The 16,555-nt window shown below is 35.6% G+C and carries 12 protein-coding genes and 5 pseudogenes; 8 read left to right on the forward strand and 9 right to left on the reverse strand.

What is annotated here, in order from left to right:
* Nucleotides 1–58 precede the first annotated feature (58 nt).
* From ACSVDH_RS03610 to ACSVDH_RS03630, 5 genes and pseudogenes are all read right to left on the reverse strand, one after another.
* Nucleotides 59–436 carry a YhfM domain-containing protein gene (locus tag ACSVDH_RS03610; RefSeq protein ID WP_439253353.1) on the reverse strand — a complete coding sequence of 126 codons (378 nt, stop codon included), beginning with the start codon at nt 434–436 and terminating at the stop codon, nt 59–61.
* A 153-nt stretch (nt 437–589) separates the two neighbouring features.
* Nucleotides 590–862, reverse strand: coding sequence for a DUF2277 domain-containing protein (locus tag ACSVDH_RS03615; protein ID WP_439253352.1), 273 nt, complete (start codon nt 860–862; stop codon nt 590–592).
* 537 nt (nt 863–1,399) lie between these two features.
* The gene (locus ACSVDH_RS03620; protein WP_439253351.1) at nt 1,400–2,068 is read right to left on the reverse strand and encodes a DNA alkylation repair protein; all 669 of its coding nucleotides are present in this window, start codon (nt 2,066–2,068) and stop codon (nt 1,400–1,402) included.
* A 379-nt stretch (nt 2,069–2,447) separates the two neighbouring features.
* Nucleotides 2,448–3,643: pseudogene (locus tag ACSVDH_RS03625) on the reverse strand (IS110 family RNA-guided transposase).
* A 268-nt stretch (nt 3,644–3,911) separates the two neighbouring features.
* Nucleotides 3,912–4,168 (reverse strand): annotated as a pseudogene (locus ACSVDH_RS03630) (UDP-N-acetylmuramoyl-L-alanyl-D-glutamate--2,6-diaminopimelate ligase); the annotation flags it as partial.
* Nucleotides 4,169–4,215: 47 nt separating this feature from the next.
* On the opposite strand from ACSVDH_RS03630, the pseudogene ACSVDH_RS03635 reads away from it, so the two are divergent.
* Nucleotides 4,216–4,707: pseudogene (locus ACSVDH_RS03635) on the forward strand (GNAT family N-acetyltransferase).
* A gap of 835 nt (nt 4,708–5,542) precedes the next feature.
* Entirely contained in the window at nt 5,543–6,727 is a 1,185-nt protein-coding gene (locus ACSVDH_RS03640; protein WP_439253783.1) for an MFS transporter, read from the forward strand.
* 460 nt (nt 6,728–7,187) lie between these two features.
* Here the strand turns inward: ACSVDH_RS03640 and ACSVDH_RS03645 are convergent, their stop codons facing one another.
* The gene (locus ACSVDH_RS03645) at nt 7,188–7,469 is read right to left on the reverse strand and encodes a hypothetical protein (RefSeq protein WP_439253784.1); all 282 of its coding nucleotides are present in this window, start codon (nt 7,467–7,469) and stop codon (nt 7,188–7,190) included.
* 403 nt (nt 7,470–7,872) lie between these two features.
* Between ACSVDH_RS03645 and ACSVDH_RS03650 the strand changes: the two genes are divergently transcribed.
* The 3 genes and pseudogenes from ACSVDH_RS03650 to ACSVDH_RS03660 all read left to right on the forward strand — a co-directional run bounded on the left by ACSVDH_RS03650 (nt 7,873) and on the right by ACSVDH_RS03660 (nt 9,638).
* Nucleotides 7,873–8,400, forward strand: a complete 528-nt coding sequence (locus tag ACSVDH_RS03650; RefSeq protein WP_439253804.1) for a nucleotidyltransferase family protein — start codon at nt 7,873–7,875, stop codon at nt 8,398–8,400.
* Nucleotides 8,401–8,457: 57 nt separating this feature from the next.
* A pseudogene (locus ACSVDH_RS03655) lies at nt 8,458–8,724 on the forward strand (cation transporter dimerization domain-containing protein); the annotation flags it as partial.
* Between the two features lie 182 nt (nt 8,725–8,906).
* Nucleotides 8,907–9,638: a CPBP family intramembrane glutamic endopeptidase gene (locus ACSVDH_RS03660; protein WP_439253785.1), complete on the forward strand. Its 732-nt coding sequence runs from the start codon at nt 8,907–8,909 to the stop codon at nt 9,636–9,638.
* A gap of 311 nt (nt 9,639–9,949) precedes the next feature.
* Here the strand turns inward: ACSVDH_RS03660 and ACSVDH_RS03665 are convergent, their stop codons facing one another.
* The 3 genes from ACSVDH_RS03665 to fdhA all read right to left on the reverse strand — a co-directional run bounded on the left by ACSVDH_RS03665 (nt 9,950) and on the right by fdhA (nt 13,052).
* A complete protein-coding gene (locus ACSVDH_RS03665) occupies nt 9,950–10,324 on the reverse strand; it encodes a YmaF family protein (protein WP_439253786.1) in 375 nt (124 codons plus the stop codon).
* Between the two features lie 955 nt (nt 10,325–11,279).
* Nucleotides 11,280–11,699 carry a GlcG/HbpS family heme-binding protein gene (locus ACSVDH_RS03670; protein WP_439253787.1) on the reverse strand — a complete coding sequence of 140 codons (420 nt, stop codon included), beginning with the start codon at nt 11,697–11,699 and terminating at the stop codon, nt 11,280–11,282.
* Between the two features lie 135 nt (nt 11,700–11,834).
* Nucleotides 11,835–13,052 (reverse strand): formaldehyde dehydrogenase, glutathione-independent, encoded by a 1,218-nt coding sequence (gene fdhA, locus ACSVDH_RS03675; RefSeq protein WP_439253788.1) that lies wholly within the window; start codon nt 13,050–13,052, stop codon nt 11,835–11,837.
* Nucleotides 13,053–13,277: 225 nt separating this feature from the next.
* Between fdhA and ACSVDH_RS03680 the strand changes: the two genes are divergently transcribed.
* The 3 genes and pseudogenes from ACSVDH_RS03680 (at nt 13,278) to ACSVDH_RS03690 (ending at nt 16,380) form a co-directional block, all read left to right on the forward strand.
* A complete protein-coding gene (locus ACSVDH_RS03680; RefSeq protein WP_439253789.1) occupies nt 13,278–13,640 on the forward strand; it encodes a winged helix-turn-helix transcriptional regulator in 363 nt (120 codons plus the stop codon).
* Nucleotides 13,641–13,859: 219 nt separating this feature from the next.
* Nucleotides 13,860–15,770: a sigma 54-interacting transcriptional regulator gene (locus tag ACSVDH_RS03685; RefSeq protein ID WP_439253790.1), complete on the forward strand. Its 1,911-nt coding sequence runs from the start codon at nt 13,860–13,862 to the stop codon at nt 15,768–15,770.
* 232 nt (nt 15,771–16,002) lie between these two features.
* Nucleotides 16,003–16,380: pseudogene (locus tag ACSVDH_RS03690) on the forward strand (dihydrodipicolinate synthase family protein).
* The last annotated feature ends 175 nt before the right edge of the window (nt 16,381–16,555 follow it).

Below are 16,555 nucleotides of genomic sequence, written 5' to 3' on the forward strand. Positions count from 1 at the left end.
GTGCAATTTTATTATAAACGGTTAAAGAAGGAGCACAATTCTTCTCCTGAATTGCCCTTTAATTTAATAACTCGTTAATAGTTTTAGCTGAACTTTTTGACAGAGTGTAAATAGTATTAGTATCATTTAAATTCATTATAGTTCCATATTCTTCACTTATCCAAAGAAAATATGTTTCGTCTCCAAGGTCAACCTTATTATCGGGGTCAGACATATTCACTATACCGGGTTCCCTTTTAGCATTGTTAAAAGCCTTTATAAAATCATTAACCACTTTTGAGTCGGTAAATGTAGTCAACGAATCTTTTTCAACAGACGAAAAACTCTTCATTTCGTAAACATTTACCTTATCAATATTTTCTTGACTTTTACTACAACCAACTAGAACTAGTATAAAAGTAAAAATTACAAAGAACTTTACAATCCATTTTTTCATCAGATCCCCCCTTAATTGTTAGACGATTTCCAGTTAAATGAGTTACAGTTTTTCTCCATTAAATGGCCCTTAAAAGGAAAAAGCACTACCCTTAATTCAAGGATAGTGCCCGATTGCAGAATATCAACAATTGCTTTAACTCTTTTTTCCTCGCTAACTTGTACCAAACCTTTTAGCTGCTCTGACACGAGCACGCTCAGCTTCGACCTCACGATTACGAGGTTCTGCACCGGTTTCCAGAGTGTCCAATAAATTCCTAGTAATCATTGCTACTTCATTGACTGCACGATTAAACGCCTCCTCGTTCGCCTTTGAGGGCTTGTTATAGCCCGTTATCTTTCTGACGTACTGAATAGCTGCTGCATGAATCTCTTCATCGGTAGCTGGCGGGTCGAAATTAAATAATGTTCTAATGTTTCGGCACATAAATTTCTCCTCGTTTTGTTTTCATTTAAATACTAAAAAAATCCAAAATAGAAATGCTTAAAAATCAGTCACTAATAAGAAAAGCGCAAACGCCTTGATCAGCCCCGACAAGCATAAGACGCAAATGAATAGAAGAAGTTCTTTGTCTTCAATTCATTTGTGGCTTATGACCTCGAGGGGCTAGGCGCTGGAGCTAGACACCAAAACTAAGTACAAAATTTATACTTTCTTATCTCTTAAAAAAGAAAAGTATTTCCTCTTGCAGAAATGCGCCCGATTGTGGAAGATCTTTTTCTATTGAATAGTATCGTTGTACTGCTCAGCTGGAAAGTTGTTCTTCTTAAAGATAAGCGCCCTACAGATCAAAAAGAGATAATATGGGTTAATCCTTTACATCTTCCTTGCATATTTCACTAACTAGCTGCCATAACGCGTTGTTTTCTTTATTTTTCGGTCCAAGCCTATTACAATTTTCGTATTGAGCCTTTGAATTCCTTTATTTTTTGCATTAAACCCTAATAAATTTTTCAGAGGTAACTAATTATTATGTCGTTTGTTAACTTCAATCGTAATGAACTCCGGCAAATAGCTGGGAGTACATCCTTTTGCTACTATTTCATCTTTGTATAGTTCCGTTTTCTCACCAAGTTTAATACAACGTGCACGATTCTTTTCATCATAAACGCCTATCCAGCCTGCGGTGAAATTCATAGCCCATTGAACTTCCGGTTCTTCCTGCGCAATATTAGCTTCTAATGCAGTTAGCAAGTCTGCGGTGTTATCAGGCGGTGTTTGTCCAGTCCATCTCAATCGCCCTTGATAATACCAGAAAGCTCGCCTTTGAAGAGCAGAAGGACTATTTTCCCATGACTCCATCAATGCAATTTTCTTCTTGTCTTTGGTGAGCTGATTAGCCATTAACCAATCCATTAAGTTATTTCGCTCATCAAAAGTGTGAGTCTGCATATCCTTATCAAGCTTATTTAGCACATCTTTTGAAAGAAGTTTTTTGTCCATAATTAAGATTGCTAATAGTCTGGGCAAAAACTCTTCGGTTGACCAAAGTTCCATAGCTAGTTCGTGATCTTTTTTAATGTCCTTCGCGATTTTTCGCAAGTCGCCTAGCTTAGTTTTACTATTGATCTGAGGTAGAATGTTTTCTGCTTTTGAAGAGCTTTTTATTTCTGTATCTTTTTTTTTATCCATTTTATACAACTCCTTTATTAAAGCACTGTTTCATAATATGTCCTTGACGGGATATATCAAGAACTTAATTTCGTTATAAGTCTTATTGCAGTGGAGTGCCTCCAAAGTTTACCTTTTTTAATATTGTAGCATATATCGTATTAAAGCTTTCTCCCCCTATAATAGAAGAGCAACCATCTTTATTATAAAAATAACATTTACTTCCTTTTAATTGGATACGAAAAGAGCATTCCTTTTTAAAGAATACCAGCTAATATAAGTCAATATTTTTGGCTTAATATTAATTCATAAGTAATGTTACAATAAAAGAAGGCATGACAAAAAGACTTCAAAATATTAAATTGAAGTTTTTGTAAATAATGTAATTATTAGGTGTTGGTTATGCTATGAAACTCTCTTTATGCTTAAGAATGGCATAAATCCAATGTAATAGCTTGTTGGCGCAGGCTATTATCGCTACTTTGTGAGGTTTTCCCTCACTTCTTTTTTTGTCGTAAAACTCTCTAAGTTTGGTGTTTCGATTATTCGTTAATCCACACTGAACGGCTGTATATAAAGCTTGTCTTAGCTTGGAAGAGCCTCTTTTCGTGATGCGGTTTATAGTAGCTGTAAACTTACCTGATTGATAGATCCTGGGATCAATTCCTGCATGGCCACTAGCTTTTTAGGGTGACTAAACTGCCTGATTTCCCCGATTTCGGAAATGAGTGTAGCCGCAATCTTACATCCTACTCCCGGTATGGAACGGAGAATCTCATACTCCTCAAACTGTATAGCTAATTCATTAATCTCTTGTTCTAGGATGGATAGAAACTCTTTTTGTTGAAGAAGCATTTGGATGTACATCTTTAAGGTCACTAAATGGCTCTTATATAGGGTTTTCTTAAATGGGTTTCGTTCTGCTGCTTCTTTAAGCTTATTCGCTTTATCCCAAAACCATGCATACGAACGTTTTCCTCCTAGACTATGCATCATACTCGCTATTTCTTCTGTTGTTACCTTTAAAACGACGTCTGAAGTAGGATATAAAAGCAAGGTCTTTAAAGATACCTGTGAATACAAATTCCCAAAAACGCCTTTATATTCAGGAAAAACTTGATCTAGAATCGTTTGAAACTGTAGCTTTAACTGTACGTAATTACGAGTTAATGAATCATGTTGTCTAGATAAATTACGTAAGTTCATGGTTTGAACATTTTTTCGGTGAAATGTTTCTAGATCTTCCTTGTAGTAGAGTTCGCATAAATGTCGAGCATCAGCTGGGTCTGACTTAACCTTTCGAAGGCTACTCTTTTTAGTTTCGTAAGAAACCACTGGATTTATTAAATAGTAGGTTATCCTCCTCTCCTCAAGATATTGAAGTACAGGTTCATGATAGTGTCCAGTAGATTCAAAAATGATCACAGGATCTGCTTCAGCGTTCATTTTGACTTCCTTGTAAAATACATAAAAATCATGTAAACCATTGGTATCATGCTTAAACTTAAAGGTTTTTCCAAAAGGTTGCTTTCTTGCCAAGAAGGCTTGGACTTGGCTTTCTCCTTTTGCTACATCCAGGCCAATAACTGGATCCATACTTTATCACATCTCCTTTTACTTATTTGCCGGTAGCTCCTAACTATCTTGTAGTTTCATAGCTTCGCTTGTTATTCGGGATCAAAGCCCCAACCAGCCTCAAACATGTTTCTACAAGTAGGAGGTGGACATTATTCTGGACGGGATCAAGTCCCACGCGCCCTATCGTCCTACCCCGACTACCTAAAGCATAACCCATATAAAATAGGTCAACCAGTATCACTACTAGTTGACCTTATAATACGAACGCGCCCTTTTCTTGAATAACCTACTTTTCTGAAATAGCCTTTCTAACTATGTCTTTATCATCAAATTGAATTGTTTTATCTTTAAGTATTTGATAAGTTTCATGCCCTTTACCAGCTATAATCACAACGTCATTTTTTAAAGCAATTTTAATGGCCTTAAAATTGCTTTTTCTCCATCAACTAATAATGCATATTGTGATGGAGTAGATTTTTTAATTCCCTTTTCGATATCATTCATACTCTTAATGGGGTCTTCAGAACGCGGATTGTCAGAAGTAAAACCATTATCCACTTGTTGCTATTTATGATCAAAAAGTTGTAGGGATGATTGGATTTCATACTGGAGTTCTTTATAACAATGATGGAATTTATGCTCGTGTAATTGCTTTGATAGTGGAGTCAAATTATAGAAATAAAGGTTTTGGAAAGCTTTTAAACTGAAGCTGAGAAATTTGCGAAAAATGTAGGAGCAAGAGGAATTGGATTAAATAGTGGAAATCGTTCAGAACGAGACACTGCGTAGGTTATTGGATTGGTAAACCTTTTTGGAATATAGGTTATGGCACAGAGGCAGCGAGGTTTGTTCTAGAGTTTGGTTTTAACGATTTAAAATTAAACAAGGTTTACGCCCAAGCATTTACGGAAAATCCTGGTTCGTGGAGAATTATGGAGAAGATTGGATTAAAATATGAAGGCACTTTAAAACAACACGTTTATAGATTTGAAAAATTTTACGATTTAGCTCAATACGGTTTATTAAGGGATGAATACTTAGGAAATGAATGTTGTTCAATTAAAGGAGTTCTCAGCAAATAATAAAACTTATAAGAATGAAATTGAAGGAGTTATTCCACAAAAGGGCCCGATTGTAGTATAAAATTCAAATCAGCTGATTCCTTAAAGAATTGGGGGAATCGGCTTTTTTAGTTTGAAAAATCACCTTTAGTATACAAAATTCCCCCATAATGTTTGTGTTCCCCTCTATGCATCATTTCCGATAACAAAAAAACGATTCACAAATGAAAAATAACATCATTACTTGAATCATCGCATCGACAAGTATATAAAAATCTAGTGGTCCGCGATACTTGTGAAAATTCCGTGTTATTTTTCCTTACATGTTTGTGTGAAGATTTTACAAGACGTGATATTTTTAAGTTAACAAAAAGTTCAGAAAAATTAGGGGGAAATTACAATGAAAAACATCGGCCATTTCGCGTTTTTAATATTAGTAATAAGAGTAATCTTTTCAAAAAAAGCTCCTGTTTTATATTAAACACTCATATTTTAAAATTGTTGATCAATCAATATGCTCTTTAAAAATCTAGTGGTCCGCGATACTTGTGAAAATTCTGTGTTATATTTCCTTACATGTTTATGTGAAGATTTTACAAGACGTGATATTTTTAAATTAACAAAAAGTTCAGAAAAAAATAGGAGGAAATCACAATGAAAAACATCGGCCATTTTGCATTTTTAATATTAGTAATAAGAGTAATCTTTTCAAAAAAAGCTCCTGTTTTATATTAAACACTCATATTTTAAAATTGTTGATCAATCACTGTGCTCGTCGTATATATGATTTTCATTTTGTTAAATAGTATCTTGGAACTTATATAGTTAGCACCAAGAGAATCACAAGGTGGTTTTTATGAAGAATTCAAATGGTCAAACATCGGTATTAGTTTTATCAACTGTGTCAATGATTGTCTCATTTACCGTATGGTCGGTTTTTGCACCGATTGCTACAGAAATTCAAGAAATTTATCAGTTAAGTATTACTCAAAAAAGCATTCTTATTGCTACCCCAGTATTATTGGGGTCTTTAATGCGAATTCCAATGGGGATATTAACAGATCGATATGGCGGGAGAAGAATTTTTGCGTTGACGATGTTGCTGCTTATCTTACCTATGGTTGGAGCAGGTTTTGCAGATTCTTTTGCCATGTTGTTATTTTGGGCATTCTTTATCGGGATGGCAGGGACAACATTTGCCATTTCCATCACCTATGTATCCAAATGGTATCCTCCACAAAAACAAGGGTTGATCTTAGGAATTGCTGGGATGGGAAATTTAGGATCAGCTGTCGCGAATTTCTTGATACCGTCCATTTTTAGCTCTTATGGCCTCTCATGGGTATTTTGGAGCCTTGCCATTGCGATGGCATGTATGTCCATTCTTTTCTGGGTAGGGACAAAAGATGGACAAAGAACAGATAAACATAAAACTTTAAAGGAATCTCTTTCCGTATTAAAATTTAAAGAAACATGGTATTTATCGGTTTTTTACTTCCTTACATTTGGAACTTTTGTGACGTTCAGTATTTATTTACCTACATTTTTGAATGATCTTTTTAAGATTTCAGCCCTTGAAGCCGGAATAAAAACAGCTATTTTCGTTGTTTTGGCTACGCTTATACGCCCGGTTGGAGGCTATCTTTCCGACCGTTTTGGAGCAAAAGGGCTGTTGGCTCTCGTTTTTAGTGGAGTAACATGTTGTGGGCTGTTGATTGCTTTTACTATGGAAAACTTCCTTTTCTTTAGTATAAATTGTTTGATCATCTCACTATTAGTAGGAATAGGAAATGGTGCGGTTTTCAAAATGGTACCTGAAATCTCTAAAGGAAATACAGGTGCGGTAACAGGGATTGTCGGTGCAATTGGAGGAGTTGGAGGCTTTTTTCCGCCAATTGTCCTTGGTTTAACAAAAGATTTGGCAGGAGATTATGTTTTAGGTTTTCTATTATTATCGATTCTCTCTCTTTTTTGCTTAATCCTTAATCATAAGGGCGTTAATAAAACAAATTTAAAAGTAAGTGCACAGGAAAGTGCATAAATGAGTTTCATATTAATAAAATGACAATAAAAATGACGCGTGAATTGGAACGCGTCGTTTTCTTGTTTTTATCATGTTTTTAGGTATGACAACCAAATGCTAAGATTTTTTCAATGATGACAAACTTGTTGTACAATGAAAATCTGTTGTCAAATATATTGTTAATTTGATTGCCATTTGGGAAGTCAATATCTGGTGAAAAACAAAATCATTTTACTTTTTCTCTTCATAGCCTTTATTTCATAATTAATGACAGTGTATTCAAGAATTTTCCTGAAGTCAATATTTTCTCCGAATAAATTTTACAATTCACATTCATTCTTCTTTAACTATTTGCCGTTAGTAGAATAAGAAAAAGCCATCAAAATTGCAGTTCCTAACTTTAATTCTTGCACCCCTTTGTTCAAATGACTGTTCTGATCTAAACTCTTGCAGAGGTTAGTTGCATATCTAACAACAATTAACTTATTGTTGTGTTACCTTTTAGCTTTAAAAACGTTTTTCCAACAAGTGCAAAGGCAATCAACAAAGTAATAAAACTTGCAACAAAGAAACCAATTGCATATGTAGGAATATTCGCTTCTGGTACTCGATCATTTATCTCTAATCCTAAAAAGTGTATTCCAATGCCATCACCATCCAAATTTGCTCCAAGAGACCATAAATCTAATCCTTTGTTGACCATTAAACCAGAAATGAAAACAAGAAGTATAAAAACAATCCAACGATTAATAGCGTTCATTTTATATCCCTCCTTATCCAATATTTATGATTTCAAATAGCTTATCACTTGCTTTATTACCTTTTATATGATTCCCTACTAAGGTTGCTTCCCCTTGAATAACTGCATTTTCAACAAATTCGCTATAAGAACTAATTTATCCTTTTTCAAATCAATCCTTCCACTACTCAATTACAACCTAATTTTTGTCCCCGATTTGGAATTAATTATATTCTTAACTCATCAACTATTTGCCTTTAGTTGAACAATCGTCATTAGTTTTTTCAACAATCAGGGCCATATTGTTGAGGAAGGATTTTCACGTGAAATTAAAGAATTAACTAATAAGATAAATTTTATTAGGAGAAATCTTATAGTGATTACTGAAAAAACAATCATTTCTCTTATTAGAGAAGATAAATGGATGATGGAAATATTGGAATGTACAAAATCGTTGGATTTACCGGATTGGTGGGTATGTGCTGGATTTGTTCGATCAAAAATTTGGGATGTTTTACACGATTTTAGGGAAAGAACAGCTCTTTCAGACATTGACGTAATTTATTTTGACACGACAAATATTGATGTATTAGAAGAAAAGAAAATCGAAGAAAAGCTAAAATGTCTACTACCGAATATCCCTTGGTCTGTAAAGAATGAAGCGAGAATGCATTTTAAAAGTAATATGCCTCCATATTTTTCTTCTGTTGATGCTATATCGAAGTTTCCTGAAACAGCAACAGCTTTAGGAGTAAAGTTAGATGAAAAAGACAATGTAATATTAACAGCCCCTTATGGAATTAGAGATGTTATTCATTTAGAAGTAAAACCTACACCTTATTTTGCAGAATCTGAAGAACGAGCTAACATTTATAATGAACGTATAACCAAAAAGAATTGGAAATCTATCTGGAATAAGATAAAAGTTTACCACATCAACGACTATTATTAAGCTATAGAGTGCTTATCCGTAATAAGATAAGCGTTTTCTAAAAAAATTGAGTTGTATGCCTGGTTTAGAGCAATTTCCCATCAATTAACAGATGGTTTTGACGAAGGGGAGATTCAGTCGTATAAAGAAGCCATTCTAAATACTTATGGTGTTAAGGGAATTAAAGACATTAAGGCAAGAAGGTATGGTAATAATACGGTTGTTGATGTTGTCATCCTAGTGAATTCAACACTGGATATTACTAGTGCTCATGATATTTCTACAAATGTAGAACATGTTTTAATAAAGGAACATGATGTTCATGTTCATGTAGAACTTAATTAATTTTATGTCGTTGAATGGGGTACGTTTATCAACAAATCGCTCTTCCAAGAGAAGAACAGGACATTAAATTAAAACAAATGAAGCATTCAAAGAGGTTAGGTAAATAAAGAAACCCAACCTCTTTTGGTCGATAACATTGCTTGTGATGCGATCATTGAAATTGGAGGTGAAGAGAAGTTATTATGGAAATTTTAGAGTATTCTTTGAGAATTTCACCAGGTCTAATTTTAATATTAATAACTTATCTATTACTGCCCAATAAAGATGAGATCATAAAAATGTTTTTGCTTGTTTTCGGATTTATATTGATACGGGATGCAATGACACCAATGGGATTCTGGCAGTTTGGTGTTACCGAAAATACAGTATGGCTTCGTTTTATAGAAAGTGGACCAATCCTTTATACATTAGGATTGACATCCTTGCTACTTACATTGGTAGTTATCTATTTAAATCCAAGATTGAGCGTATATCTATTATGGTTCGGACAAAAAAAGGTAATTTCAATTTGTGCAGGATTGTTAGGAGCAGCTGTTGTTATTTCCCCATTTTTATATATGTATAATGTTATCCCTATTGAACAGAGAGGAGGAGTTCCGGAAAATATTCTGCTTCCCTTATTTTTTATTGCATTGCTTGGGAACTTTATGGAAGAAGTTTTGTTCAGAGGATATCTGCAAGGATATTTTAATAGATTAACAGGTCCTTGGCGATCTGTTTTTCTGTCGGGGTTATTATTTGCAGTGGGACATATATTTCTTGCAGCAACAGTAACAGATTTAGGAGTAATAATACTTGTTTTCACCCTATATGAAGGAATTGTTTGTTCTATTGTTCGAATGAAGTATGGGATTATTGCCTCTACCTTGACACATGGATTGGCTATTTTTTTCTTAGCTTCAGGCTTATTTTAAAACAGCTTTTTGTTTCGATTTTATCTTGATTTTACTTATTATAGTGTTAGCAAACAGTATGCAATACAATTTTAATTTGTATAAAATATTATTTCTAAAAAAATACCATTACAAATTCAAAACGGCCACTTTCTTAAGTGGCCGCCCAAGGGCTTAACTTTGAATGGACATAGATAGAGAATAATATAGAGTTTGAATGGAAATGTGTCCTTATCCCTTACTTAAAAACTCATTTTGCTATTCAAGTAGCAGATTAGATATGTTGATCAATATAAAAACTCATCGAATAGATGAGTTTTTATAAAAAATTATTAACGACTTGTTTTTCCACTATATTTATGTCTATGAGGAGTAGCGCCATCTACAGTGGTAACCCCATTAAATTTGTGATAATGACCTCCACCAGGAAGGGGAATAGCAGGACCTGTTACACCACGGATCTGATGTTTGTGACCATCATTGAAAGAAGTAAAAGTAAAATACTTGTGAGTATGCTGAACTCCACTTGGAGCAGGTTCGGTAGTTCCAGCATATCTGTGTTCATGTCCTACATCATAAGAGGTAACTCCTTTAAATTCGTGGACATGGACAGGTCTTCCATCCCATGAAGTTATATAAAGATGGTGGGAATGCATAGGATCTGAATCATCTGAATGATACATAAGTCCAGACACAGGTATTTCCATTAGCAAAACCTCCTTTTTGCCTTTTCAATACTGTATGAGATGAAGACAAAAATGGATTCAAAATTATCAAAAAAAGAGGTTAGATACCTAAAAAGGTGCTCAAGCTCTTTGATTTCTTAAAATTGTGTTTATGTAAACTAAGTTTGTATAGAGTATAATTAATTTTCTATTTTTAGCCATGGCCCTGACAATTTCTAAGTTTGTTCACCAATGACTGGACTCATAAAATTCCTCCTCCAAAAATATTTACCGGTACCCCTATATCATCCCTGTAGTATCATAGCTTCGTTTGTTATACGAGATCTTAGTCCCAACCAGCCTCAAACATGTTTCTACAAGTAGGGGGTGAAATGTTTTGCGGAGGGGATCTTTGTCCCACGGGCCATACGTTCTACCCCGGCTATAGTAATCATATATCGATATAAAAAATGCTCAACCAGAAATATCTGGCTAACCTTATAACACGATCGGGCCAGATTGAGGAGGAAGAGTTGCTGATTTTACAGAAGTTGAATTAGTTTAAGATTAATTGTGGATAAGCATATCATAAAGTAAATGTGGTTTTTTGTTTAGTAAAGCATTTTTTGTTATGTAGTTGTTTTTGATAAAACGTAGACATTGACAATCAATCAGAAGCAAAAAGGACGACATAAAAGTAAGTAGGTTTTTATATTATTCAAGTGGAATGTATGTTTATCTTCGATAGAAGAGGGATTGGTTAAGGAAGTGATGAAGACTGATATAGCAAATAAGCCGTTGGGAATTTGAATGTTTCACTAGGGGGATTTTCAATAAAGTGAAGGGAAATCATCTGAGGATGAGAAATGCTGTAAAAAAGTAAAATACCACATGTTTATTTGGCTAAAAAACATGTGGTACAACTTATTCCCATTAAATGCTTGAAACTCAGTTTTTTAACAAGATAACAAAAATAACCATTAACTCCGAACATTTATTATAGCGATAACTTATTGTTAAATACTTTAACAGCAGCCTCTGCAACTTGGATATCATGGGGAACCGTACTGCCGCTAACTCCTACAGCGCCTACCACTTTTCCATCATTGACTAGAGGGATTCCTCCGCCAAAAACGACAAGGCGTCCACTGTTTGTTGTATTTAAACCGTAAAGCTCAGCTGCAGGAACCGTTGCATCGGCTAAGTTTGCAGAAGGCATTTTTAAGGCAACAGACGTCCAGGCCTTATTTTGGGCAATTTCGATGCTGGCAAACCAAGCATCATCCATTCGGTGAGTAGCAATTAGATTTCCACCCTCATCCATTACTGAGATAACCATGGAAACCCCAATTCTTTGTGCTTCTTCTTCAGCACCTGCGATAATTTCTTTGGCTAAATCTAATGTGATTTTGCTCATCTTAATGAACCTCCTAATTTTTTATGATTAGATAACCGGGATAATACTTTTTTCAAGCGTGTTGTTCACCTACAAAATGCCCTTTTGTCTCAAAATGTGCTCATCGGGTTTTTTAGAGAATGCTTCTGACAGACTTTATTTATTAAAAATTCCGTGAGGGTCAATAACAAATTTCTTGGAAGCACCCTGATCAAATTCAGTATATGCTGCTGGTGCTTGATCCAATGAAATCAGTGTTGCATTAACAGCTTTGGCGATTTGCGCTTTTCCGCTTAGGATAGCCATCATTAAGTCACGGTGATAGTTCATAACCGGTGTTTGACCAGTCACAAAGGTATGTGCTTTGGCCCAGCCGAGCCCCAAACGGACCTTCAATGTACCAATTTTCGCATCATTATCGATCGCGCCCGGATCACCAGTAACATAAAGACCTGGAATACCAAGCCGTCCGCCGGCACGTGTTACTTCCATTATAGAGTTTAATACAGTTGCTGGAGCTTCACCGGCTCCTGCACCATGTCCATGGGCTTCAAAACCGACACAATCAATTGCACAATCAACTTCTGGAATGCCTAAAATTTGCTCAATTTGTTCCCCAAGATTTGGATATTCTTTTAGGTTTACCGTTTCACAGCCGAAGCTTCTAGCTTGGACAAGTCGCTCGTTATTCAAGTCACCAACAATAACGACAGAGGCGCCAAGAAGTTGAGCAGAATGGGCAGCAGCCAAGCCGACTGGTCCAGCTCCAGCAACATATACGGTAGAACCAGGCTTCACGCCAGCGCTTACCGCACCGTGATAACCAGTTGGAAAGATATCGGAAAGCATCGTTAAATCGAGAATTTTTTCCATGGCCTGTTCTTTATCTGGGAATTTCAGTAATTGGAAGTCTGCGTATGGTACCATTACATACTCGGATTGGCCTCCGACCCATCCGCCCATATCTACATAGCCATAAGCGGAACCGGGACGATCCGGGTTAACGTTCTCGCAAATATGAGTGTTGCGTTCTTTGCAACTACGGCAACGGCCACAAGCAATATTAAATGGAACGGATACAAGATCTCCTTTTTTTATAAATTCAACATCGCGTCCTACCTCAATGACTTCACCCGTGATCTCATGACCGAGAACAAGTCCCTCAGGAGCAGTTGTCCGACCGCGAACCATATGCTGATCACTTCCACAAATATTGGTCGTAACGACTTTAAGAATAACTCCATGTTCACACTTACGGCCGACATTTAAAGGATTTACTCCAGGTCCGTCTCTTAGGATTAAATCTGGATAGCTAATATCTTCAACGGCTACACGTCCTGCACCCCTGTAAACTACTGCTCTGTTTCCTATCATTCTTCCATCCTCCATTCTATTTACCTTACATAGAGATATTGGTTATCATTTTGATAGAGCTTTTTTTTAGAATGTACACTCTAATTTTATAAAAACTTTAAATCCCAATATTCTCTATCTTGAATTTATTCTAAAAAATAATCCTTTTTTATGGAAGAACGCACTTTTTTGTGAGAAGGTTACTAAAAGGATACCTTTAGACTGCAGGGAAGTGGAGGTTATTTTATGGATGAATTACGGAGGGAAGTAAGGAAGAAAATAAAAAATGGAGAATTTAATTGTGAAAAAGAATTGACATTGTCCCTTATTAGCGGCAAGTGGAAAATAACGATTATTTATTATTTAGGAACTGATGGTACTTTACGATTCAGCGAAATTAAGCGTCTGTTTCCAAAAATCACCCACAAGGTATTGACAACTCAGATTAGAGAATTAGAGGAAGATGGTATTGTTCATCGAAAAGTATTCCCTGAAGTTCCACCAAGAGTGGAATATTCATTAACAGAATTAGGCCAAAGCTTAATGCCGGTCATTTTAATGATGTACGATTGGGGGAAACAAAATATAAAATCCTTCTTTAAAGAATAGAAGATTTACTTCTGATGTATTCAAACATCAGCTGCGAGAAAGGGAATATTTGGTTTGTTCGCGATGCAAAAACTTATTATATGCTTTATCTACGTAATTTAGTGTTACTCATAATAATCTGACTTCAAAATACTAAGGAAATTTTATTAAAACTATAAGGGAGCTTATGTCGGGAATTAATTACGGAGAAATTATTTAAAAATTAGAGGTGTCTACCCAATGAACAATATACTCATCATTGCCCCCTATGAAACCATGGTGCAGCAGGCCGAAAGGATGATTAAAAGTAGTAATATTCCTTTTACAGTTATTCCTGGGAATCTCAAGGAAAATCTTAACGAAATCAGAACTTGCATTAATCAAGGTGCAAAAATCCTTATCTCTCGTGGGGGAACGGCCCAAGCTTTACGAAATACATTCGATTTACCAGTAATTGAAATACCCGTAACGTCAGTTGACATTTTAATGGCGTTAAGTAAGGCAAGTGAGCAAGGTTTCAAAAAAATCGCCTTTATTACAACTTTAAATATTTTATTTCAAGCGCAACATTTTAAGAACATTATGGACTTGGATTTGCAATTCGTGCCCTGTCAAGATGTTAACGAAATACCAGAAATGGTAAAACATCTAATTGAAGACGGAGGCATAGAAGCAGTAGTGGGTGATGTAGTAGCCACACAACAGGCGGTAAACCATGGGATATATGGATGTCTTTTAGAATCAGGTCCTATGTCCCTTCAAATGGCCCTTAATGAAGCGTCTACCATTTTGAAATCTATGGAAAAAGAGAAGGCCCGTTTAAAACAACTAGAAACGATTCTTAATTTTACAACAGAGGCAGTTCTTACAATTGATAGTGACGAGAATGTTTCTGTATATAATACATCAGCTGAGAGAATATTTGGAGTGCCCATAAACCAAGTTCTTGGCCGAAAGCTAGATGAGTGTTTACCTGAAAGTCGATTAAATAAAATCCTATCCATACATAATGAAGAAAAAAATATCCTTCTTAAGATTAATGGTAAGAAGATTATTTGTAACCGGGTTCCTATTATCATTCATGGCAGGTTTCATGGTACTGTAGCTATTTTCCAAGAAATCCGTGACATTCAAAATTTAGAAATGAACATCAGGACTCGGCTTAATGAGAAGGGGTTAGTGGCCAAGCAAACTTTTAAAGATATTCAAGGTAGTAGTCCAGAAATAATCAAATGTATTAATCGAGCGAGACAGTACGCTAGATCTAATGGTACAGTTTTGATTTATGGTGAGACAGGTACTGGAAAGGAGATCTTTGCACAGAGTATTCATAATGAGAGCAAGCGGGCTAAGGGACCTTTTGTTTCCGTAAACTGTGCTGCCTTAAGTGAAAGTCTTCTGGAAAGTGAACTTTTTGGCTATGTTGAGGGTACTTTTACAGGAGCTGTTAAAGGCGGTAAGATGGGGCTTTTTGAATTAGCCCATGGCGGGACGTTATTTCTCGATGAATTGGGGGAAATCTCCCTTAACTTTCAAGCGAAACTTCTAAGGGTATTGCAAGAAAAGGAGGTTCGTCGAGTCGGAGGTGATCGGCTAATCCCTATTGATGTCCGGATAATCTGTGCAACCAACCGGGATCTACGTGAAGAGGTTCGTTTAGGACGGTTTCGTGAAGATCTTTATTACCGACTGAGTGTATTGGAGTTACCATTAATTCCACTCAGGCAACGTAAAGACGATATAGTCCCCATGGCTTTATCTTTTTTAAAGAGTGAATGTATAAAAGAGCAAAAAGTTTTGTTTTGGCCACAGGATCAACTTTTTGATTGTCTAAAGAGTTATGATTGGTTCGGAAATGCACGTGAATTGCAAAACTTCATCGAGAGATTAGTGATTTGTGCTGAGGATGGTGAGGAGTTAAAAGAGTCCAAGCTCCTTGAGCTGCTGGCCGAGAAGAAAGGAAAACTTTGCGAAAAAGGTGGACAAAATTTTGACGAGTTACAGATTACCTTTTCAAAACAATTCGAGGAAATGGAAAACCAGCTCTGGAAGCAGCTCCTTGAGCGATACAATGGAAACAGGGATAGACTTTGCATGGATTTTGGAATAAGCAAAACTACCCTTTGGCGTAAGCTGAACATTCATAAATGAAATTGCGTTTCATATTAAAAACAAATTCCAAATATGAAATATAAATAGTAATCATGCTGTTATAAGTAGTTCTTGTTCTTAAATGAATAAGAGCTGCTTTTTTTAAGCCTGATAACCAAATATTTGGCTGTTTGGAATATTTAATAAAATAGATATAATCACGTCATTTTGGCACGAAATTTGTATTTAAGTTTTAGTGAGCATGCAAGAAAATTTTAGTGGAGGGACTATAGTGTTTAAAGGGGTTATTTCACCCGTTATTACGCTTCTGGACCAAGAAGGAAAGATTGGCTTTAAAGGTATGCATGAACACATTGACTATTTAATAGATAATGGTATTGATGGTCTGTTATTTCTTGGAAGCATGGGAGAGTTCTTCCCCATTTACACAGGAAGAGAAAAGGGTTTTATTACGTTTGCAACCTAAACAGTGAATCACAGGGTACCAGTTTTAATAGGAAAAGGAGGAACTTCCGTCGAAGAGGTTGTTCATCTAACTCAGGTTGCTGAGCATCAAGGCGCGGATGCTGCGGTCGTTATCTTACCATACTATTTCAAACTCGATGATGAAAACCTATATAACTATTATGCAGCTACAGCTCAGTTGTAGATTTGAAATAAAGTTGAATCGTTTATAAAAAAGTTAAACCGTTTTGAAAAAAGTTGAATCGTTTGTAAAAAAATTGCACCGTTTTAACCCTTTAGATTATGTTGTGTCCAAAGGAGTTATTTATCGAAAAACAGTATTCCACAAACGGGCCATATTATTGAATAAGCCTTTATAA

Origin of the sequence: Metabacillus sp. Hm71 (assembly GCF_051842955.2) — a bacterium.
Classification (GTDB): Bacteria; Bacillota; Bacilli; order Bacillales; family Bacillaceae; genus Metabacillus.